At 58.6% G+C, this 21615-nt stretch carries 19 protein-coding genes, 2 tRNA genes and 1 pseudogene; 7 read left to right on the top strand and 15 right to left on the bottom strand.

Annotated features, from left to right (window positions below; translation table 11 throughout):
- Window positions 1–100 precede the first annotated feature (100 nt).
- The 3 genes from clpB (at window position 101) to ACIOZM_RS22475 (ending at window position 3123) form a co-directional block, all read left to right on the top strand.
- On the top strand, window positions 101–2665 hold the full coding sequence (gene clpB / locus ACIOZM_RS22485; protein WP_401217375.1) for an ATP-dependent chaperone ClpB: 2565 nt from the start codon (window positions 101–103) through the stop codon (window positions 2663–2665).
- A gap of 296 nt (window positions 2666–2961) precedes the next feature.
- Window positions 2962–3037, top strand: a tRNA-Asn gene (locus tag ACIOZM_RS22480).
- Window positions 3038–3046: 9 nt separating this feature from the next.
- Window positions 3047–3123 (top strand) — tRNA-Pro (locus ACIOZM_RS22475).
- A 174-nt stretch (window positions 3124–3297) separates the two neighbouring features.
- On the opposite strand, the gene ACIOZM_RS22470 is transcribed toward ACIOZM_RS22475, so the two are convergent.
- The 4 genes from ACIOZM_RS22470 to ACIOZM_RS22455 are packed head-to-tail and all read right to left on the bottom strand — an operon-like array spanning window position 3298 to window position 6033.
- Window positions 3298–4596, bottom strand: coding sequence for an NAD(P)/FAD-dependent oxidoreductase (locus tag ACIOZM_RS22470; RefSeq protein WP_401217373.1), 1299 nt, complete (start codon window positions 4594–4596; stop codon window positions 3298–3300).
- Between the two features lie 60 nt (window positions 4597–4656).
- Complete coding sequence (locus ACIOZM_RS22465; RefSeq protein WP_401217370.1) at window positions 4657–4830, bottom strand: DUF3094 domain-containing protein; 174 nt, start codon at window positions 4828–4830, stop codon at window positions 4657–4659.
- A 52-nt stretch (window positions 4831–4882) separates the two neighbouring features.
- The gene (locus tag ACIOZM_RS22460) at window positions 4883–5410 is read right to left on the bottom strand and encodes an MOSC domain-containing protein (RefSeq protein WP_401217367.1); all 528 of its coding nucleotides are present in this window, start codon (window positions 5408–5410) and stop codon (window positions 4883–4885) included.
- Window positions 5407–6033, bottom strand: a complete 627-nt coding sequence (locus tag ACIOZM_RS22455; RefSeq protein ID WP_127929820.1) for a DUF1780 domain-containing protein — start codon at window positions 6031–6033, stop codon at window positions 5407–5409. Before ACIOZM_RS22455 ends, ACIOZM_RS22460 begins: the two co-directional genes overlap by 4 nt.
- A 210-nt stretch (window positions 6034–6243) precedes the next feature.
- Between ACIOZM_RS22455 and ACIOZM_RS22450 the strand changes: the two genes are divergently transcribed.
- Both ACIOZM_RS22450 and ACIOZM_RS22445 read left to right on the top strand, forming a co-directional pair.
- Window positions 6244–6933 (top strand): energy-coupling factor ABC transporter permease, encoded by a 690-nt coding sequence (locus ACIOZM_RS22450; protein ID WP_401217364.1) that lies wholly within the window; start codon window positions 6244–6246, stop codon window positions 6931–6933.
- Between the two features lie 64 nt (window positions 6934–6997).
- Complete coding sequence (locus ACIOZM_RS22445) at window positions 6998–7213, top strand: hypothetical protein (protein WP_401217361.1); 216 nt, start codon at window positions 6998–7000, stop codon at window positions 7211–7213.
- A gap of 19 nt (window positions 7214–7232) precedes the next feature.
- Here the strand turns inward: ACIOZM_RS22445 and yacG are convergent, their stop codons facing one another.
- Genes yacG through pilB form a run of 5 tightly spaced genes read right to left on the bottom strand, consistent with a single transcriptional unit; the run spans window position 7233 to window position 11841 of the window.
- A complete protein-coding gene (gene yacG, locus ACIOZM_RS22440) occupies window positions 7233–7433 on the bottom strand; it encodes a DNA gyrase inhibitor YacG (protein WP_401217358.1) in 201 nt (66 codons plus the stop codon).
- Window positions 7430–8053, bottom strand: a complete 624-nt coding sequence (coaE, locus tag ACIOZM_RS22435) for a dephospho-CoA kinase (protein ID WP_401217356.1) — start codon at window positions 8051–8053, stop codon at window positions 7430–7432. The genes yacG and coaE overlap by 4 nt, the downstream gene beginning before the upstream one ends.
- The gene (locus tag ACIOZM_RS22430; RefSeq protein ID WP_401217353.1) at window positions 8050–8922 is read right to left on the bottom strand and encodes a prepilin peptidase; all 873 of its coding nucleotides are present in this window, start codon (window positions 8920–8922) and stop codon (window positions 8050–8052) included. The genes coaE and ACIOZM_RS22430 overlap by 4 nt, the downstream gene beginning before the upstream one ends.
- A gap of 1 nt (window position 8923) precedes the next feature.
- Window positions 8924–10141 carry a type II secretion system F family protein gene (locus ACIOZM_RS22425; protein ID WP_401217351.1) on the bottom strand — a complete coding sequence of 406 codons (1218 nt, stop codon included), beginning with the start codon at window positions 10139–10141 and terminating at the stop codon, window positions 8924–8926.
- A gap of 2 nt (window positions 10142–10143) precedes the next feature.
- Window positions 10144–11841, bottom strand: a complete 1698-nt coding sequence (gene pilB / locus ACIOZM_RS22420) for a type IV-A pilus assembly ATPase PilB (RefSeq protein ID WP_401217348.1) — start codon at window positions 11839–11841, stop codon at window positions 10144–10146.
- Between the two features lie 225 nt (window positions 11842–12066).
- On the opposite strand from pilB, the gene ACIOZM_RS22415 reads away from it, so the two are divergent.
- Window positions 12067–12507, top strand: a complete 441-nt coding sequence (locus ACIOZM_RS22415; RefSeq protein ID WP_401217345.1) for a pilin — start codon at window positions 12067–12069, stop codon at window positions 12505–12507.
- 295 nt (window positions 12508–12802) lie between these two features.
- A complete protein-coding gene (locus ACIOZM_RS22410; protein WP_401217342.1) occupies window positions 12803–13159 on the top strand; it encodes a BON domain-containing protein in 357 nt (118 codons plus the stop codon).
- A 260-nt stretch (window positions 13160–13419) separates the two neighbouring features.
- Here the strand turns inward: ACIOZM_RS22410 and ACIOZM_RS22405 are convergent, their stop codons facing one another.
- The 6 genes and pseudogenes from ACIOZM_RS22405 to ACIOZM_RS22380 form a co-directional block, all read right to left on the bottom strand.
- Window positions 13420–13716 (bottom strand): DUF2845 domain-containing protein, encoded by a 297-nt coding sequence (locus ACIOZM_RS22405; RefSeq protein WP_401217339.1) that lies wholly within the window; start codon window positions 13714–13716, stop codon window positions 13420–13422.
- Entirely contained in the window at window positions 13716–16664 is a 2949-nt protein-coding gene (locus ACIOZM_RS22400) for a DUF748 domain-containing protein (protein WP_401217336.1), read from the bottom strand. Before ACIOZM_RS22400 ends, ACIOZM_RS22405 begins: the two co-directional genes overlap by 1 nt.
- A gap of 189 nt (window positions 16665–16853) precedes the next feature.
- The gene (locus tag ACIOZM_RS22395) at window positions 16854–17870 is read right to left on the bottom strand and encodes a class I SAM-dependent rRNA methyltransferase (RefSeq protein ID WP_401217335.1); all 1017 of its coding nucleotides are present in this window, start codon (window positions 17868–17870) and stop codon (window positions 16854–16856) included.
- Window positions 17871–17931: 61 nt separating this feature from the next.
- Complete coding sequence (locus tag ACIOZM_RS22390; protein ID WP_401217332.1) at window positions 17932–18804, bottom strand: oxygenase MpaB family protein; 873 nt, start codon at window positions 18802–18804, stop codon at window positions 17932–17934.
- Between the two features lie 48 nt (window positions 18805–18852).
- The gene (acs, locus tag ACIOZM_RS22385; RefSeq protein ID WP_401217330.1) at window positions 18853–20790 is read right to left on the bottom strand and encodes an acetate--CoA ligase; all 1938 of its coding nucleotides are present in this window, start codon (window positions 20788–20790) and stop codon (window positions 18853–18855) included.
- Window positions 20791–20980: 190 nt separating this feature from the next.
- Window positions 20981–21615 (bottom strand): annotated as a pseudogene (locus tag ACIOZM_RS22380) (glucose-6-phosphate isomerase); the annotation flags it as partial.

Genomic DNA, 21615 nt, shown 5'->3' with positions numbered 1-21615 from the left:
CTTGAATCTTCCAGAATCGACCGCATCTATAGCGGTATCTGGCAGGTTTCTTTATTCAGGACGGTTTTTAGGTCCGGCCTGCTCAAAAGGAAGGTGACCCATGCGAATAGACCGTTTAACCAGTAAATTACAGTTAGCTTTGTCCGACGCCCAATCTCTGGCCGTCGGTCATGATCATCCGGCAATTGAGCCGGCGCACTTGATGCAAGCCATGCTTGAACAGCAGGGTGGTTCGATCAAGCCTCTGCTGATGCAGGTGGGCTTCGACGTCAACAGTTTGCGCAAAGAGCTGACCAAAGAGCTCGATCAACTGCCGAAAATCCAGAACCCGACCGGCGACGTCAACATGTCGCAGGATCTGGCGCGCCTGCTCAATCAGGCCGATCGTCTGGCCCAGCAGAAAGGTGATCAGTTCATTTCCAGCGAACTGGTGCTGCTCGCCGCCATGGACGAGAACAGCAAGCTCGGCAAGTTGCTGCTCGGTCAGGGCGTCAGCAAGAAAGCACTGGAAAACGCGATCAACAATCTGCGTGGCGGTGAGGCGGTGAATGACGCCAACCACGAAGAGTCGCGTCAGGCGCTGGACAAGTACACCGTCGACCTGACCAAGCGCGCCGAAGACGGCAAGCTCGATCCGGTGATCGGCCGTGACGATGAAATCCGTCGCACCATTCAGGTTCTGCAACGCCGCACCAAGAACAACCCGGTGCTGATCGGTGAACCTGGCGTGGGTAAAACCGCGATTGCCGAAGGTCTGGCCCAGCGCATCATCAATGGCGAAGTACCGGATGGCCTCAAGGGCAAGCGTCTGCTGTCGCTGGATATGGGCGCGCTGATTGCCGGTGCCAAGTATCGCGGTGAGTTCGAAGAGCGCCTGAAATCCCTGCTTAACGAACTGTCGAAGCAGGAAGGGCAGATCATTCTGTTCATCGACGAACTGCACACCATGGTCGGCGCCGGTAAAGGCGAAGGCTCGATGGATGCGGGCAACATGCTCAAGCCAGCATTGGCGCGTGGCGAGTTGCATTGTGTCGGCGCGACCACGCTCAACGAGTACCGCCAATATATAGAGAAGGACGCGGCCCTCGAACGGCGCTTCCAGAAAGTGCTGGTGGATGAGCCGAGCGAAGAAGACACGATTGCGATCCTGCGTGGCCTCAAAGAGCGTTACGAGGTTCACCACAAGGTGGCGATCACCGACGGCGCGATCATCGCGGCAGCCAAGCTCAGCCATCGCTACATCACGGATCGGCAGCTGCCGGACAAGGCCATCGACCTGATCGACGAGGCCGCCAGCCGTATCCGCATGGAGATCGACTCCAAGCCGGAAGTGCTGGATCGTCTCGAGCGTCGCTTGATTCAGCTCAAGGTGGAATCCCAGGCGCTGAAGAAAGAAAGCGATGAAGCGGCGATGAAACGCCTGGAAAAACTTCAGGAAGAAATCGTTCGTCTGGAGCGCGAGTATTCGGATCTGGAAGAAATCTGGAATTCGGAAAAAGCCGAGGTTCAGGGTTCTGCACAGATTCAGCAGAAGATCGAACAGTCGCGTCAGGAACTGGAAGCTGCACGCCGCAAAGGTGACCTGAACCGCATGGCCGAGTTGCAGTACGGGGTGATCCCGGATCTGGAACGCAGCCTGCAAATGGTCGACCAGCACGGCAAGAGCGAAAACCAGTTGCTGCGCAGCAAGGTGACTGAAGAGGAAATCGCCGAAGTCGTGTCGAAGTGGACCGGCATTCCTGTGTCGAAAATGCTCGAAGGCGAGCGCGACAAACTGATGAAGATGGAAAGCCTGTTGCACAAACGGGTGATCGGTCAGGAAGAGGCGGTGGTGGCCGTCTCCAATGCGGTACGGCGCTCCCGTGCCGGGTTGTCCGACCCGAATCGTCCGAGTGGCTCGTTCATGTTCCTCGGCCCGACCGGTGTCGGTAAAACCGAGTTGTGCAAGGCGCTGGCCGAATTCCTCTTTGATACAGAAGAGGCGATGGTGCGGATCGACATGTCCGAGTTCATGGAGAAACATTCCGTGGCTCGACTGATCGGGGCGCCACCAGGATATGTCGGCTATGAAGAGGGCGGTTACCTGACCGAAGCGGTACGTCGCAAGCCGTACTCGGTGATCCTGCTGGACGAAGTCGAGAAGGCGCACCCGGATGTGTTCAACATCTTGCTGCAAGTGCTGGAGGACGGGCGACTGACCGACAGCCACGGGCGTACGGTGGACTTCCGCAATACTGTGATCGTCATGACTTCGAACCTCGGTTCGGTGCAGATCCAGGAGCTGGTGGGTGACCGTGAGGCTCAGCGTGCAGCCGTAATGGACGCGCTGACCAGCCACTTCCGTCCGGAGTTCATCAACCGGGTCGACGAAGTGGTGATCTTCGAGCCATTGGCGCGGGATCAGATTGCGGGTATCACCGAGATCCAGCTGAGCCGCCTGCGCAGCCGTCTGGCCGAGCGCGAGCTGAAGCTGGAACTGAGTCCGGAAGCGATGGACAAGCTGATAGCGGTGGGTTACGACCCGGTCTACGGTGCACGCCCACTGAAACGGGCGATCCAGCGCTGGATCGAGAACCCGTTGGCACAGCTGATCTTGTCGGGGCATTTCTTGCCCGGCGATACAGCAACCGGCGTAGTTACGAACGACGAAATCGTTTTCAACTGAGTTCAAACGCTGGTTATTTGAAGAAGGCCTCGCTTTGCGAGGCCTTTTTTTCGTTAGGCTGTTGAACTCAAAGGAAAAGGCTTGTAAAGTGCGCCCCGCAGTCAGTCACCAACACGGTTTCAGCTCACTGAGCAGAAATCTGAAATAAGTTGCAAATCATTAACTTGAAAGCAATTTAGGGGGTTGACAGAGGTGATCTAGGTTGTAGAATAGCGCGCCTCAGACACACGAACGCAGCGATGCGAACAAGGGTCTAAGAGCTGTAAGTTTCACCGTTGTAAATTGAAATATGTAGTTCCGTGATAGCTCAGTCGGTAGAGCAAATGACTGTTAATCATTGGGTCCCAGGTTCGAGTCCTGGTCACGGAGCCAATTTCAAGCCGGGGTATAGCGCAGTCCGGTAGCGCGCCTGCTTTGGGAGCAGGATGTCAGGAGTTCGAATCCCCTTACCCCGACCATATTAAAAATCCTCGTATCGAAAGATACGGGGATTTTTTTTGCCTGCGAAAAACCTGAGAACGCGGCAAAAAAAATGTGGGAGTTAGCCTGCTAGCGATGGCGGTAGAACAGTCGAAATCAACGTCGACTGACACACCGCTTTCGCTAGCAGGCTAGCTCCCACAGTTTTTACATCAATGCAGTTTCAGACGTGGCTCGGTGCCGCGACCAATCTTGCTGCCGAGCATCAGCATCGCCGTGCGGAACGGCCCGTATAGCGCCACCTGGTGCATGCGGTACAGCGACACGTAAAACATCCGCGCCAACCAGCCTTCGAGCATTACGCTACCGGTCAGGTTGCCCATCAAGTTACCCACAGCCGAAAAACGCGACAGCGAAATCAGCGAGCCGTAGTCGGTGTACTTGTACTCCGGCAGGGTCTTGCCCTCGATACGCAGTTTCAGCGATTTGGCCAGTAACGAGGCTTGTTGATGCGCAGCCTGTGCGCGTGGCGGCACGTTGCGGTCAGAGCCCGGTTGTGGACATGCGGCGCAGTCACCGAAGGCGAAGATGTTCTCGTCGCGGGTGGTTTGCAGCGTCGGCAATACTTGCAGTTGATTGATGCGGTTGGTTTCCAGACCGTCGATGTCCTTGAGGAAACCCGGAGCCCGAATGCCGGCAGCCCAGACTTTGAGGCTGGCCTTGATCTCCTGGCCGTCGGCGGTGATCAGGCTGTCGGCCGTCACTTCGCTGACCGAAGCGTTGGTCAGCACATTGACCCCGAGTTTCTCCAGGGTCTTGTGCACCGGGCCGCCAATACGCTCCGGCAGGGCAGGCAGCACCCGTGGGCCGGCTTCGATCAGGGTGATGTGCATGTTTTCCGGTTTGATCCGGTCGAGACCGTAAGCTGCCAGTTCATGGGCCGCGTTGTGCAGCTCGGCCGCCAGTTCGACGCCCGTGGCGCCGGCACCGACGATGGCCACACTGATCTGCTCGACCGCATCGGTCTGGCCAGCGTGAGCGCGCAAGTAGTGGTTGAGCAATTGCTGGTGGAAGCGCTCGGCCTGTTTGCGGGTATCGAGGAACAGGCAGTGTTGCGCCGCGCCTTGGGTGCCGAAATCGTTGGTGGTGCTACCGACACTGATCACCAGCGAGTCGTACGGCACTTCGCGTGCAGGTACCAGTTCTACGCCGTTTTCGTCATAGGTCGCCGCCAGCTGGATTTTCTTCTGTGCGCGATCAAGTCCACTCATGCGCCCCAGCTGGAACTCGAAGTGGTTCCATTTCGCTTGGGCAACATAGTTGAGTTCGTCTTCGGAAGAGTTCAGCGATCCGGCGGCCACTTCGTGCAGCAGTGGTTTCCAGATGTGCGTCAGGTTCGCGTCGACCAGCATTACGCTGGCCGTGCCGCGCTTGCCCAGAGTCTTACCCAGACGGGTAGCCAACTCCAGGCCGCCGGCGCCGCCGCCGACAATAACAATACGATGGGACATGGGGATAACTCGCAAGGCTAAAAGAAATCGGTGCAGTTACCTTCGCGAGCGCCAGGCAGCTCATAGCGTCAGATAACTGATAAATCGGCTCAACAGGCCCAGACCAATGGTCACTGCCAGCACCACCACCAGGAGCATCCATGGCCGAAAAGGCCGGCGCTCGACACGGTGTTGGGACAGATGCAGATACTCTTCGACATGTTTCTGGTCTTCGGGGTTCAGGCGGCTGGTCATAAAGGCCTCGTCAGGTAGACGTTGCTGAATGTGTAGAAGCTACAGAAAGCTTTTACCCGGGGTTGAATGCAGCATAGCCGCTGTCCGGCACCGGCTCGACTTGCACGCCGTCATCGAGGCGAATGATCCCGCTTTGTAACACTCGCGCGGTGATTCCGCCATGCCCGCGAACGGCTTGAAAGGTGCCGGGGCCGAGGTTGTTTTGCAGGCGAGCGCACGGTTGGCACCAGCCAGTGGTCTCGAAAATCGCCTGGCCGATACGAAAACGCCGGCCCTTGAGACTGAACAGGTTGATGCCACTGATTACCAGATTGCGCCGCAGATCTTCAGGCTTTATCGGCTGCTCGTCCGGGCGGCCCAACAGTGAGCTGATCACTGACAGATGTTCCCATTGAATCAGCGTCACCTGGCGCGCATTGCGTACGCCGGGACGCGCATGATCGCCAGTTAGCCCGGCTTCAAGCCGCGCTTCGACGGCGTCAAGTTCAAGCATTGGCCCACGGGATTGCGGACGCACGCCGATCCAGCGCACGCGGCCGGTCTGCGGGACATCGGCGATCAGTTGCTGAAGTGGCGTCACAGGCTGATCCCGACATCGAAGACGATGCTGCGGCCCAGGTTGCTGCGCAGAAAATCTGGCGCGTCGGGGTGCGCGAACAGCACCCGGGCGAAGGTTGGTCCGACCAATGATAGAGAACGCCAACCCTGACGCAGGTATTCGGTTGGCGGCGGGAAGTGGCTGTTCAGATCCAGCACTTCGCGTTTCAGGCTGGCGAAGGCAATGATGTCCAGTTCGCCCAGGTCCATACCGCGTTCTTTGTAGTTGTGCGCTTTTTTGCGCAGGGTCGGCGCCAGGCGCAGCAAAAACTCGTTGGCCGGAATTCGCTTGGGCTTGGCCTCGCGGCGCACCAGTTGGCTCAGAGAGAATGCGCTGCGCCGACGTTGCAGCTCATCGCGCCATTCATCGTTGAGACGACGACCTTCATCCAGCACGAAAAACACTTCGAAGTTGGCGTCACGAAACAGCACGTCCGGCGGTTCGCCAGCGGGGGCGAACTCGTCGACGCGGTAGGGAATGTTCAGGCCTTGCAGCAGGCGTTGGCAGACCCAACGCTCACGCTCCCATTTGCGGGCATTGGACAGGAACGCGTTGGCTTGCTCGGCCGCGATGGTCAGCAGGCGTAAATAATCTGAGTCATCCATAGGCCCAAGCTTAGCGCTCAAATGCGACAAGCAGAAAGCTTTGCATCGACTGATGCTCGGGTAAGGTCGGTGTAGACTTCGATAACAGGGATTACTGACACGACGCGCCCTTGTAGGAGCTGCGGCACGCTGCGATCTTTTGATCTTGCTTTAAAAAATCAAAAGATCGCAGCGTGCCGCAGCTCCTACAAAGGGCGCGATGGGAGGGACATGATCGGTGTAGAGCTGCTGTCGACAACAAGCCTGACGCTTGGCTGGCTGATTTACCTGCCGGTGCTGTTGTGGGCGGTCAGTCGTGCGCCGTGGGTTGAACTGTTCAGCGACAGCCGCCGGCAGCATCTGCTGTTCGGCACTGTGTTCGCGTTGTTTCTGTTGTGGATGGTGCGCAGGGATTTCGATACCGGCGTGTCCTATCACTTCATCGGCATGACGGCAGTGACCCTGCTGCTGGACTGGCCGCTGGCGATTGTCGGCGGGCTGGTGGCGCAGATGGGGCTGGTGTTGCTCGGACGTCAAGATCTGGCGGCGGTCGGGGTCAACGGTTCGTTGCTGATCCTGTTGCCGGTGCTGATCACCGAGTGCGTGGCGATCCTTGTCGAGCGTGCCCAGCCGCGCAATCCGTTTGTGTATATCTTCTGCTCGGGTTTTTTCGCCGCTGCCTTGTCGGCACTGTTATGTCTGGTGTTGAGCCTGACGCTGTTGTGGTACGACGGCCTGTTCGCCATGCCGGAATGGCTGGAAGATTTCATCGGTTATTTGTGGCTGATCATTTTCCCCGAGGCGTTTATCAACGGCATGGTGATCAGCGCTCTGGTGGTGTTCTGCCCGGAATGGCTGGAGACATTCAATCGCACCCGCTACCTTTCGGCGCCGTGGAAGGATGACGATCCCAAGTCTTGACCCACATCAAATCCGCCATTCACCGTGCATTCATGCTCAAGCAAATCCCTTCAGGAGCAGCGGCATGAGTGTGTACGAGTGGGCGAGGCAGGAGACGCGGCAAAGTCTGGACATGGCGCAGGAGGTGGGTTTCGACCCGGGGCTGAGCCTGCGCGCCTTGCTCAGTGCGGTAGTGCAACAGAGCAAGAGCGTGCGCAATGCCGAAGACCTGGCCGACGAGTTGCGCTTTCTTGCAGAAAACCTCGACGACGATCAGGACTACGGCTTCATGCGGCCCTGATCGGTCTCAAAAACGCTAATCAGTGGCGCGGTTCGAAATCGCCGGAGAACATTTCATCTTCAGCATCCGGGGCAACGGGGATCTTGTGTTCTTCCGACGCCCAGGCGCCGAGGTCGATCAGCTTGCAGCGGTCCGAACAGAACGGACGGAATTTGTTCTCGGGCGTGAATTCCACGGGGGCGCCACAGGTTGGGCATTCTACGGTTGGGGTCTGGCTCATGAGTGGCCTCCGGATAAAGTCAGGTAAAAATGGTGCAGGCGCTCGACTTCGCTGTGCAGCCAGGCGAGGTCGCGGTCGTTGACCACCACATCGTCGGCCTTGCTCACACGGTCTTCGCGGCTGGACTGGGCCTTGAGGATCGCCTGAACCTGCTGTTCGCTGGTCTGGTCACGCTGCAAGGTGCGTTCGATCTGCAATTGTTGTGGGGCATCGATCACCAGGATTCGCCGGGTCATCGCGTACTGCCCGGATTCGATCAGCAATGGTGAGACCAGAATCGCATAGGGCGATTTTGCCATTGCCAGATGATGAACGATTTCTTCGGCGATCAACGGATGCAGCAGCGCTTCGAGCCAACGGCGCTCCTCCGGTACTTCGAAGATCAGCTTGCGCAGGGCTGCTCGATCCAGTGCGCCGTCAGCCTGCAACACGCCGGGGCCGAAGTGCTCGGCAATCTCTGCCAGCGCCGGGCGCCCCGGTTCGACCACCCAGCGCGCAGCGTGATCAGCGTCGACCACATGCACGCCGAGGTCGATGAAGTGCTGGGCCGCCGCGCTTTTGCCGCTGCCGATGCCGCCGGTCAGACCGAGAATCCAGGGTTTTTCCACAGGGGTATTCATTTCAAACCGACAAACTGCCAATAGAAGTCGGTTATTTGACCACCCCAGAGCAAGGCAATCCAGCCGGCAATTGCCAGATACGGCCCAAAGGGGATCGGCGTCGAGTTTTTCTGGTTGCGCAGGCGCAGCAGAATCACCCCGATGACCGCGCCTACCAGCGACGACAGCAGGATCGTCAGCGGCAAAATCTGCCAGCCGCCCCAGGCCCCCAGCAGCGCCAGCAGCTTGAAGTCGCCATGACCAATGCCGTCCTTGCCGGTGATCAGCTTGAACAGCCAGAACACCGACCACAGCGACATGTAACCGGCCACTGCGCCCCACAACGCATCGGGTAACGGCACGAACAGTCCGAAACTGTTGACGATCAGTCCCAACCACAGCAATGGCAGCACCAGCACGTCGGGCAGCAATTGATGCTCGGTGTCGATCAGACTCATCGCCAGCAAGCCCCACGTCAGGAATATCAGCAGGCACGCCGGCCAGCCGAAACCGAAGTGCCAGGCGACGAATGCCGAGAGTAGTCCGCAAGCCAGTTCGGTCAGTGGATAACGTTTGCTGATCGGCGCGGCACATGCCGAGCAACGTCCGCGCAGGCATAGATAACTGAGCAGCGGAATGTTTTCCCAAGCGCGGATTCGGTGTGCGCAGTGCGGACATTGCGAGTGGGGCAACATCAGGTTGTAGACCGGCAGCGGTATTTCGAGCGGCAAGCCGAGAACGTCGTGCGCCTGCTGGCGCCATTCACGCTCGAGCATTTTCGGCAGGCGCCAGATCACTACATTGAGAAAGCTGCCGACCACCAGGCCCAGCAATAATGCGGTACAGACAAAGGCCAGCGGATACAGGTTGAAGAGTTCGTCGATAGGCATGTCAGATCGCTGAGCCGAGTTGGAAGATTGGCAAGTACATGGCCACCACCAGGCCGCCGACGATGACGCCGAGTACGACCATGATGAAGGGCTCCATCAGACTGGTGAGGTTGTCGACCATGTTATCCACCTCGTCCTCGTAAAATCCGGCGACTTTGTCGAGCATGTCGTCCAGCGCGCCGGACTCCTCGCCAATCGCGGTCATCTGCACTGCCATGTTCGGGAAAACCCCGGTGGCGCGCATTGAAAAATTCAGCTGCATACCGGTGGATACGTCCTGCTTGATGCGCAGCACGGCGCGTTTGAACACCACGTTGCCCGCCGCGCCGGCGACCGAGTCCAGCGCTTCGACCAATGGAACACCAGCGGCGAACGTGGTGGAGAGGGTTCGGGCGAACCGCGCCACGGCCGACTTGTACATTAGCGTGCCCACCAGCGGTACTTTCAACAGCCAGGCGTCCTTGCGGTCGCGCAGTGCCTGGGAAGTTTTCAGCGCATGACGAGTGCCGAAGATCGCCGCAATCAGCAGCCCGAGCAAGGCCCACCACCACTGCTGCATGAACTCGGAAATGTTGATCACCATCAGCGTGAAGGCTGGCAGTTCAGCACCAAAACCGGAAAACACCGACTGGAATTGCGGCACGACTTTTACCAGCAGAATCCCGGTGACCACCATCGCCACCAGTACCACAGCGGTGGGGTAGGTCATGGCTTTCTTGATCTTGGCCTTGAGGCTTTCGCTCTTTTCCTTATAGGTGGCGACCCGTTCCAGCAGGGTATCGAGAGCACCGGACTGCTCGCCGGCATCGACCAGGTTGCAATACAACTCGTCGAAATACTTTGGATGCTTGCGCAGTGCAGCGGCGAAGCTGTTACCGGAAGCGACCTCCTGTTTCACCTCGTCCACCAGCTTGCGCATGGCCGGGTTATCGAAGCCTTCGCCAATGATGTCGAACGACTGCAACAGCGGTACGCCAGCCTTCATCATCGTTGCCATCTGCCGGGTGAACAGGGCGATGTCCAGAGCCTTGATGCGTTTGCCGAAGTTGAGTAGCGAAACGGATTTCTTGCGTACCTTGCCGGGGTTGATCCCTTGTTTGCGCAATTGCGCCTTGATCAGCGCCGGGTTCTGCCCGCTCAATTCTCCGCTGATCTTGCTGCCCTTCTTGTCCGTGCCTTCCCAGGTGTAGATGCTGATTTTCGCTGCCTTGACCGCCATGTTCAGTCCTTGGTGACCCGGTTGATTTCTTCAAGGCTGGTGATGCCTTGCATGGCCTTGTGCAGACCTGAAGTGCGCAGATCGTCGAAGCCGTCGCGACGCATCTGGATGTCGATCTCCAGTGAGTTACCTTCGGCCATGATCAGCCGTTGCAGGTCGGGGGTGTTTTTTACCACTTCATAAATCCCTGTACGTCCTTTGTATCCGCCATTGCAGTGATCGCAACCGGCCGGCTCATAGATAGTGAAACTGCCGATACGTTCCTCGGGGAAGCCTTCCTTGATCAGGGTTTCGCGGGGGATCTCGATTGGCTTTTTGCAATGGCTGCACAACTTGCGCGCCAGACGCTGGGCGATGATCAGGCTGACCGAGGTGGCGATGTTGAACCCGGGAATGCCCATGTTGTGCAGGCGGGTCAGGGTTTCCGCCGCGCTGTTGGTGTGCAGGGTGGACAGCACGAGGTGACCGGTCTGCGCGGCTTTGATCGCGATCTCGGCAGTTTCAAGATCGCGGATTTCGCCGACCATGATCACGTCCGGGTCCTGACGCAGAAACGAGCGTAGCGCCTGAGCGAAGTCCAGGCCTTGCCGGGGATTGACGTTGACCTGATTGATCCCTTCCATGTTGATTTCCACCGGGTCTTCGGCGGTGGAAATGTTGATGTCGACGGTGTTGAGGATATTCAGCCCGGTATACAGCGACACGGTCTTGCCCGAGCCAGTGGGGCCGGTGACCAGAATCATTCCCTGCGGTTGTTTCAGCGCCGCCATGTACAGGTCTTTCTGCACCGGCTCGTAACCGAGTGCGTCGATGCCGATCTGCGCGCTGGACGGGTCGAGAATCCGGATCACCACTTTTTCGCCCCATAAGGTAGGCAGGGTGTTGACCCGGAAATCGATCGATTTGGTCTTCGACAGGCGCATTTTCAAGCGACCGTCCTGCGGTTTGCGCCGCTCGGAGATATCCAGGCTGGCCATGACTTTCAAGCGTGCAGCGATGCGCCCGGCCAACTGGATCGGCGGTTTTGCAACCTCACGCAGAATGCCGTCGGTGCGCACCCGCACCCGGTAGTTTTTCTCATAGGGTTCGAAGTGCAGGTCGGAAGAACCACTCTTGATCGCATCGAGCAACATCTTGTGAACGAAGCGCACCACTGGCGCATCGTCGGCATCGAGGCCGGTAATTTCCTGTTTCTGGTCGTCGGGAGACTCGATGTCGAGGCCTTCGAGATCGACGTCGGCCATTTCTTCGAGGCCGCTGGCGTGGGTGTCGAAAAACTTCTCGATGGCATCACTGAGCTTGTCGTCCTCCACCAATATGGCTTCGGTACTCAGCCCGGTGCTGAACTGAATGTCATTGATCGCTTGATGATTGCTGGGATCGGAAATCCCCACGAACAGTTTGTTGCCGCGCCGCCACAGGGGCAGGGCATGGTGCTGGCGAACCAGTTTCTCGCTGACCAGGCCTTTGGGCTGGGTTTCCTTGTCCAGGCAATTCAGATCAAGGAACGCCATGCCGAAATGCTCCGAGGCAATCTCGGCGATCTGCGAACTCTTCACCAGTTTGTTCTGTACCAGATAGCTGACCAGCGACAGGCGATTGCGCTGGGCCTGTTGCCAGGCTTGCTGTGCGCTCTTTTCCGTAAGCAGTTCGGCCTGCACCAGTTGTTTGGCCAGACCGCTCAACGCGATGTCATTCATGGGGATTCCGGATACTGACAGTCAATGACTTATAGCCTAGTCAAGTGACAGCGCCAAACACGTCCGGTGCAGGTGACAAAAAGTGTCAGATAGTGCGGCTAGAGGTTGTAGGAAAGTGCGGCACACCGGGTTCGCCCCCTGTGTACAGGCGTTAAAGGGATTGGCATGGGCCGTGCTGGGTCTTGTTCAGATCATGAGATTTCGACTCATGCATGGAGCGTGTCTATGAAAAAACAACAAGGTTTTACTCTGATCGAACTGCTGATCGTTGTCGCGATCATCGGCATTCTGGCGACCATTGCGTTGCCGCAATATTCCAAATACCAGGCGCGATCCAAGGTAACGGCCGGTCTGGCCGAGATCAGCGCTCTCAAAGTGCCGTTCGAAGACACTATCAATCAAGGTACTGACCCATCGCTGACCAACGTTGCAGGTAGCGCAACAGCGGCAACATCCAACTGCACATTGGCTGCTTCGGGCACTGCGTCGACCGGTGCGGGCACGATTACCTGCACATTGGTGAACGCGCCAGGTCCGGTACTGGGTAAAACCATCACGCTGACCCGCACCGGCGCGGCAACTGGCAGCACATCTGGCGTCTGGAGCTGTGGCACCACTGTCAATGCCGACTACTCGCCAAAAGGCTGCACCGCCACCGGTACTTGATTCGCTAGTACGATTACCAAATGCCCCGCTTGCGGGGCATTTTCATTTGTTCGGTGCCAAACAAAACCTTCAATAATTTCAGCGTGTTAGGAACTTTGCAAAAAACCGCATGTTGCATGTAGATAATTCGCAGGTCATGCAAAATGCATGATTCCGGAAAATTGACAAATTTATAACGTATTGATTTATAACGATTTATTGTCTTGTCGAAAGTTGGCACAGCGTTCGCAATGTACTTGGTAACCCTGCTGACAAGACAAGCAGCAGACTTTCCAGAAAAACAGGAGTTACTCGTATGAAGAAGTTCGCTATCACTGCCGCTGCTGCTACCGCGCTGACCCTGACCATGGCTTCCGGTGCATTTGCACAATCCACCCAGGCTACCCAGGCGCCAATGACTCTGGCAGCCGGTGAAATGACCAAGGCTAAAGAAGCTACTTCCGATACCTGGATCACTACCAAAGTCAAAAGCGACCTGGTAACCGAAAAAGGCATCCCAGGCACCGATATCAAAGTCGAAACCAACAAAGGCGTAGTGTCGCTGTCGTCGACTGTTGCAGTGACTGAATCGCAAAAAGACATGGCGGTCTCTATCGCCAAGAAAATCAAAGGCGTCAAAGCGGTTTCCGCTGACGGCCTGAAAGCCGAGTAAGACAAGGCTTCTCGCCTGGACCGGGAGAAGGCGCGACAGACGGGCCGAGCAATACGTCTGCCGCACTTGAGAGTTCATGCGACCGGCCACATGGATGTGGCCATTACAGGCCCCGGCACTTGTGTCGGGGCCTGTTCTATTTCAGGTCGGCACAAAACAAATGTGGGAGCGGGCTTGCTCGCGAATGCTGACTGTCAGTTGACCGGGTGGTTGACTGATACGACGCTTTCGCGAGCAAGCTCGCTCCCACATGGGAAAGATCAGTTGCCGCGTTTGCTGCTGATCTGGCGCAGTCGGTTGCCTTCAAAGCGCAGGTACTGATACATGCCGTTGTTCGGGCCGTAGGTCCATTCTTCGACCTGGAACTCTTCCCGGCGATTGGCACTGCGCTTGTAGCCCAGCGGATCGCAGCTCAACGGTTCACCGCACTTTTGCAGCACTTCACTGGAGCGGTCGCCAAGGCTGACCAGTTGACTGCCGCAGCGCAGGGTATCGGATGCCCACGCAGGGCTGGCAGCGAGCGTCAGCGTCACTGCTGTCAGCCATTTGCGGCTCATCACTCGGCATCCAGATGCATTTGCGTCACTACGCGACCATCGCTCTCGGCTTCACCGAGATTGGCGTCGATGAAGTACACACGGTCGTCAGCCAGTTGGCCCTTGTCGACCAGATAATCCTTGATGCTGCTGGCGCGATCCTGACCCAACTGCCGCAGCAGCACATCGCTGGAGCTCCAGAACTTGATCACGCCGTCGCGCATTTTTGCGGTGCGTTCTTCCTTGCCCAGATCCTTCCATTCGGCCGGTGGCTGGGTTTTCAGACGGGTGCGATAGATACCTTCCAGCAGTGGGCCTTTCTCGTTTTCCGGGACCTGAATCAGTGATGCCTGAGCCGGCACCTTGTCGCCACGGCGCTGGAGCATTTTGTAGTAGTTGTACTGGTATTCACGTTCCAGACGCTGATTGGCAATCAACGGGCCGTCGCTGCTTTGCGCGGCGGTGCCTTCGATTTCCAGGCGCAGGGCCGGACGCGCCTTGAGTGCCTGAGACAGTTTGTCCAGCGCACCTTCGGCATCCTTGCTCAAGTCACTGGAGCCTGCTGCGAAGGATACGGTGCCGAGGTCTTCGGAACCGCCACCGCTGATCAAACCGCCAATCAGTTTGAACGGGGCGGCGGCCGCTTTGACGATCAGGTTGCGCAGGGTTTGCCAGACAATCGGCATCACGCTGAACTGCGGGTTGTTCAAGTCACCAGTGACCGGTAACTCGATGGTGATCTTGCCGTCGACGTCCTTGAGCAAGGCAATCGCCAGTTTCAGCGGCAGGCTCACGGCGTCCGGGCTATCGACTTTCTCACCAAGCTGCAGTTGCTCGACCACGACTTTGTTTTCAGCTTTGAGCTGGCCTTTGGTGATCAGGTAATGAACGTCGAGGTTAAGTCGACCCTTGCGGATGCGGTAGCCGGCGAACTTGCCGGAATACGGGGTCAGGGTGGTCAGCTCGACGCGTTTGAAACTGGTGGCGATGTCGAGGCTGGCCATCGGGTCAAACGGGTTGACCGCGCCCTTGATGGTTACCGGAGCATAACGGTCGACCTTGCCTTTGATGTCGACGCTGGCCGGTTTCGCCTGGCGGCTGTCGATGGTGCCGATCTGGCCGTTGAGCTGCTGGATCGCAGTGGCGAAGTTGGGCGTCAGGCTGAAGTCGGCGAAGTTGGCCGAGCCGTCATTGATGGCAATCGCGCCGATGTGAATACCCAGTGGTTTGTCTTTGCTGGCCGGTTTCGCCGCAGCGGTTTTGGCGCCGGAGTCGGCCGGTTGCGGGATCAGCAGGTCGTCGATGTTGGTGGTGCGATCATCGTTGATCATGAACCGGGCATACGGCTGGAACAGGTTGACCTTGTCGATCGACAGGCTATCGCCGTGCTGGTAATTCAAGCCTTCGACAACCACTTGCTGCCACTTGAGGAAGTCCCGGGTTTTCAGGGTGTCGAGGGTGTGTAGCTGATCGATCTGCGCGCGTCCGGTGACGCTGAGCGCCAGCGGTGCGGTGCTTTTGAGGTTGACCTTGAGGTCGCTGCCGAGCATGCCGCTGCGCAGTTCCAGGCGAATGAACGGGCTGATGTAAGACTGCGCGACACGCAGGTCGATGTCCTGGGTTTTCACATCGAGCTGGGCGGTGACCGGGGCCAGATTCACCACGCCGTCGGCGCTGACCTTGCCTTGTTTGCCCAGGCCGGTATCGAGTCTGACCTTGAAGGGCGAACCATTGAGGCTGTCGAAATCCTGCAGGTCGACATTCAGCGGGCCGACATCCAGCGCCACAGGCGGATTCGCCGAGCGGTCGGCCAGATGCACTTGATAGTCTCGCAATTGCACGTCTTTGAGCAGCACTTGCCATGGCTTGCTCGGCGCCGTTTCGGTTTTCGGCGAATCAGCGGCAGCCGGTGTTTGTGCAGGCTCGGCCGCTGCCTTGGCGGCAGGTTTGGACGGTTGGCTGGCGAATAGCTTCTGCCAGTCCAGTTGTCCGTCGGCTTCGAGGGCGGCCCAGGTTTCCAGTTTCTGGCTACGGATCTTGCCGACCACTACTTGCTGCTTGGCCAGATCGAGTGTGGTTTCGCTGACGTCGAGGCGGTCGAGTTTCGCTAGCTGGCGACCGTCCGGAGCCTTGATCGCGAACGGCGCGATGCTGACAGCGACGTTGTTCAGCAGCAATTCGGTTTCTTTGGAAAGGTTGAGTTTGTAATCGGTGCTGAGGCTGACCACACCGTTTTCCAGCACCAGCGGCACCGCGTCACGCACATACGGCCAGAAAGATTTCATCTGGCCATCGGTGACTTTCAAGGTGCCTTCGGAGCTGAACGGGATCAGGCTGAAATTACCGGTCCAGTCGATTTGCCCACCCGCCGGGCCAATGGCGACCAGGGTCATGTCGGCGTTGTCGTCGGGCAGGGTGCTGAGATTTTTCAGTTCGAAGTCGAGTTTGTCGTAGACGAACTCGATCGGTTCGCTCGGCCGTGCGTCCTGGAAGTGCACATTACCGCCAGCGAGTTTGATGCTGTCGATCCGCATCGGGAATGGTTTGGCATTCGGGTCGGCTGGCGTTGGCTCGCTGGCCGGCAGTTTGAACAGGCCCAGCAGGTTGAGCTTGCCGTCTTTGGCGAAGAGGATTTCAGTCTTCGGTTTATCCAGTTCGATGTCAGCCAGATGCAGGGCTTTTGTCCACAGGCTGTCGATTTGCAGGTTGGCGTAAAGACGTTCGAAGCCGACCTGTTCCTTGCCCGGTTCGCCAATCACCAGTCCCCACAGGGTGACTTCAAGGCTGAACGGATTGAGCTCGATGCGCTGGATATGCGCAGGCACCGTGGCGTAGTTGGCCAGTTGCTGGTTGGCAATGCGCAGGGCGATGCCCGGCAAAATCAGAAACCCCAGCAGGCTATAAAGGGCCAGAGCAGTCAACAAGGCGCCAATCGCGCGAATCAATCCTTTGGGCATGTGCGGCTTCATCTGTCTGAATCGGAGTGCCTTGGAGTATGGCACGCGATTTCGGTTCCGAAGTACTCGGTGTTGGACAGGTTTGTTCAGATTTGTCTGCGATGGCTGTAGGAACTGCCGCAGGCTGCGATTTTTTGATTTTGCTTTTAAAAAACAGGATCAAAAGATCGCAGCGTGCCGCAGCTCCTACCGGGAGCGAAATCAGAGCTGGAGGATCAGGGTTTTCAGCGGTGGCTGTTGATCCATCGACGGGAAGTCCCGGCCCGGGGTCATCACGCTCCATTCGCGCACCGGGCGTCCGGCTTTCTCGGCGCAGCGCAGGACCTGTTCACGCCAGTCGTCCATGCTGACTTTTGCCAGATTGTTGCAGCAGATCAGCACGCCGTTGTCGGCAGTGGACAGCAGGGCTGGCTTGAGCAGGCTTTGATAATCACGCAGCAGGTCGACCGTGCCGAACGCGCTTTTGGCCCACGCTGGCGGGTCGAGCAATACCAGATCGTATTGGCGCTGTTCGAGGCGCGGATAGCTCGGCAGTTTCTGCCCGCGCCGCTGGGTGATTGGCAGGCCGGCGAGTTGGCGAATCGCCGGGAAGTAATCCGACTGGACGAATTCCATGGTCGGCAGTTGCGGGTTGAGCTGGCCGTTCTCACGACCGACCGCCAGATTGCCTTCGGCAAAATCCAGGTTGCACACCTCACGGGCACCGCCGGCCGCTGCGCTCAGGCCGACGCCACAGGTGTAGGCGAACAGATTGAGCACGCTTTTGTTCTTCGCGTGTTCCTTGACCCAGCCACGGGTGTTGCGCAGGTCGAGGAACAGCAGTGGATCTTGCCCGGCGTGGCGACCACGGACGCGATAGTTCAAGCCCCATTCGTGACCGACCAGATCGGCCAGCGCCGCGTCGTCGGCGCGGTAGACATTATCTTCGCGGTCGATACGTGAGTTACCGCGAGAACGGTCGTTATAGACCAGCAGCGTTTCCAGGCCCAGAGTCTGGTTGACCAAGGCATGCAGTTGCAGCAGGTCATCGCGCTCCAGCGTCTGGTGAAAGCTTTGCACCAGCAGTTGCGGACCGTAACGGTCGATGGTCAGGCCACCGGCGCCTTCCTGGCTGCCATGGAACAAGCGATAGCAGTCGGTGCCTTGGCTGTGCAGCTCGGCGAGCAAGTCCTGGCGTTGATCGAGGGCGGCGCGCAGCGCCTGATTCAAGGAAGACATGCTTGCGCCTTGCTGGAGAGAATTGGGGCGCGGGAGTTTAACAGCTTGCAGCTCCCGAGCGTCAGATCGGCAGTCCCATCCGCCGCTTGGCTCGCTGCACCGAGCCGTTGCGCATCGCCCAGCGCAGCATCGGAGCGCTGCGTTTGACACTGGCGCGGATCAGTTTGCGCTGCAGCGGGTTCTGGCTGACCCCGAGCATGTCACTGGCCCAGTCCGGCAACAGGTCAATGCCGGCCTTCATCATCAGGTCGCCAAAGGGCCGGGCCAGCAGACTCGGTGCTGGCGCGTCGAGCAACAGCCTCAAGACTTCACGGCTGCGCGCATCACAGAGCAGGTGCGGGCGCATGCCTTCAAGGTAATCGGAAATTTCCTGCCGCGAGTGCGGCACATTCCGCGCGCCAAGCCGTTCGGCGATCACCGAGATTTCCGCGTAGTAACGATCCTGATCGGCCAGCGACAACTGCGGGTTGCGATAGCGCAAATGTGCGGCTAGAAAGCTGCTGACTTCCGCCACATGCACCCACGTCAGCAAATCCGGATCGCTGGCGGCATAGGGCCGGCCATCCGGGGCGGTGCCGACCACTTGCAGGTGAATGGTGCGGACCTTTTCGATCAGCCAGTCCGCATCCCGGCGCGAACCGAAAGTAGTGCCGGAGACGAATTGGCTGGTGCGGCGCAAACGCCCAAGCATGTCCTGACGAAAATTCGAGTGATCCCAAACCCCGGCCAAGGCCAGTGGATGCAAGGCTTGCAGCAACAAAGCGCTGATCCCGCCGATCAACATGCTGCTGAAGTCGCCGTGCACTTGCCAACTGATCGAGTCGGGACCGAACAGGCCCGGATCGCCCTTGGGGTTTTCCAGATCGAGTTGGCCGAGGGACAGACCGGTCAGGCTCATGAGTTGGCTTTCGATACGGCTGCGGATGAATTCCATGACAACTCGGTCGGGGCGGGCGCGGCCAAAGTGGCCGCGCCGCAAGGGTTACTGATTGAGGCGCGTGTCGATCAAACCTTGAACCACGCTTGGATCAGCCAGGGTCGAAGTGTCCCCGAGGCTGTCGAGTTCGTTGCAGGCGATCTTGCGCAGGATGCGGCGCATGATCTTGCCTGAGCGGGTTTTCGGCAAGGCTGGCGCCCACTGGATCAGGTCGGGTTTGGCGAAACTGCCGATTTCCTTGCTGACGTGTGCCAGCAGTTCTTTCTTCAGTTCATCGTTGGGCTCCGCGCCGTTCATGGGGGTGACGAAGGCATAGATGCCCTGGCCTTTGACGTCGTGCGGATAACCGACCACGGCTGCCTCGGCGATGCTGTCGTGCAATACCAGAGCGCTTTCCACTTCGGCGGTACCGATGCGGTGCCCGGAAACGTTGATCACATCATCGATGCGCCCGGTGATCCAGTAATCGCCGTCCTCGTCGCGCCGTGCGCCGTCACCGGTGAAGTAGTAGCCGGGGTAGGGCTTGAAGTAGGTATCGACCATTCGCTGCGGATCGCCGTAAACGCTGCGGATCTGCGCTGGCCAGCTGGATTTGATTGCCAGCACGCCGCTGCCGGCGCCTTTGATTTCCTTGCCGTGCTCATCGAGCAGCACCGGTTGCACGCCGAACATTGGCTGCGTGGCGCACCCCGGTTTGATTCGTTGTGCGCTGACCAGCGGGCTGAGCATGATGCCGCCGGTTTCGGTCTGCCACCAGGTATCGACAATCGGGCAGCGCTGTTCGCCGACCACATTGAAATACCATTCCCACGCTTCCGGGTTGATCGGCTCACCGACACTGCCGAGTAATCTGAGGCTCTGCCGGGAAGTTTCCTGCAAGGGGCCGGCGCCTTCGCGCATCAGGGCGCGCAGCGCGGTTGGCGCGGTGTAGAAGATGTTCACATGGTGTTTGTCGATCACCTGCCAGAAGCGCGAGCTGCTCGGATAGCTCGGTACCCCTTCGAAAATCAGCGTGGTCGCGCCACTGGCCAGCGGGCCATAGACGATATAGCTGTGGCCGGTGACCCAGCCCACGTCGGCGGTGCACCAGAACACTTCGCCGTCTCGGTAATCGAGCACGTACTTGAAGGTCATCGCCGCTTGCAGCAGATAACCGCCGGTGGTGTGCAGCACGCCTTTGGGTTTGCCGGTGCTGCCGGAGGTGTAGAGGATGAATAGCGGATCTTCGGCGTCCATCGGCTCCGGCGGGCAGTCGTCGCTGACATCGCGCACGGCCTGGTGATACCAGAGATCGCGGCCTTCAACCCAGTCGACTTTGCCCTGCGTGCGCTCGACCACCACCACGGTGCTGACATCGGGGCAACTTTGCAGGGCCTTGTCGACGTTCTGTTTCAACGGCACGAACTTGCCACCGCGCACACCTTCGTCGGCGGTGATCACGGTGCGGCAATCGGCGTCGAGGATACGGTCGCGCAGTGAGTCAGGGGAGAAACCGCCGAACACCACCGAATGAATCGCGCCGATCCGTGCACAGGCGAGCATGGCGTAGGCGGCTTCGGGAATCATCGGCATGTAGATGCACACCCGGTCGCCTTTTTTCACGCCACGGCTTTTCAGCACGTTGGCCAGTCGGCAGACATGGTGATGGAGTTTTTTGTAGGTGATCTGTGCGGATTCGACGGGGTCGTCGCCTTCCCAGAGGATCGCGGTCTGTTCACCGCGATCAGGCAGATGGCGGTCGATGCAGTTGTAACTGACGTTGAGTTTGCCGCCGGCAAACCAGGCGGCTTCACCGGTTTTCAGATCGTAGCGCTGAACGGTCTGCCACGGGGTGCTCCAGTCGAGGAAGCGGGTGGCCTGTTCAGCCCAGAAGGTGCTGGGGTGTTCAATCGATTCGCGGTACAGACGCCGATAGTCGTCCTGACTCAACTGTGCAGCCCGGCGCACGGCATCGGCTTTGGGGAACGTGCTGATATCGAACATGACGGTTCCTTATTCTTGTTTTGCGACAAAGATAAAGATGCGCCGAGCGGCCTGCAGGTTCAAGTCATCCCCAAAACAACTGTGGGAGCCAGCCTGCTGGCGATGGGGTTGTGTCAATCAACATCAATCTTGAATGAACAATCGCATCGCCAGCAGGCTGGCTCCCACAGGGTAAAGCTGTCAGGGCAGATCAGCCGCGGTGACGACCGCGGAAGTAGTTGATCAGGCCTTGGGTGGACGGATCGTCAGCGGTGGTTTCATCGCTGCCGACCAGGCGGTTGTAGACGCCTTTGCCCAGTTCCTTGCCCAGTTCCACACCCCACTGGTCGAAGGCGTTGATGCCCCAGACCACGCTTTGCACGAACACTTTGTGCTCATACATGGCTACCAGCGCGCCGAGACGACGCGGGCTGATGCGTTCAACCACGATGGTGTTGCTCGGACGGTTGCCCGGAATCACCTTGTGCGGCGCCAGTTTGTGCACTTGCTCTTCGCTCATGCCCTTGTCGCGCAGTTCGGTTTCGGCTTCCGGCAGGGTCTTGCCGAGCATCAGTGCCTGACTCTGCGAGAGGCAGTTGGCGTACAGCCACTGGTGGTGATCGGACACCGGATTGAAGCTGACGATCGGCACGATGAAATCGGCCGGGATCAGTTGGGTGCCCTGGTGCAGCAACTGGTGATAAGCGTGCTGACCGTTGCAGCCGACGCCGCCCCAGATCACCGGACCGGTATCGGTCGACACCGGGGTGCCATCCTGACGCACGCTCTTGCCGTTGGATTCCATGTCCAGCTGTTGCAAGTGCTTGGTGATGTTACGCAGGTAGT

Source organism: Pseudomonas sp. NPDC087346 (assembly GCF_044744235.1).
GTDB lineage: Bacteria > Pseudomonadota > Gammaproteobacteria > Pseudomonadales > Pseudomonadaceae > Aquipseudomonas.
Note: the sequence above shows the minus strand (reverse complement) of the source record. Positions and strands in the feature narration are given on the sequence as shown.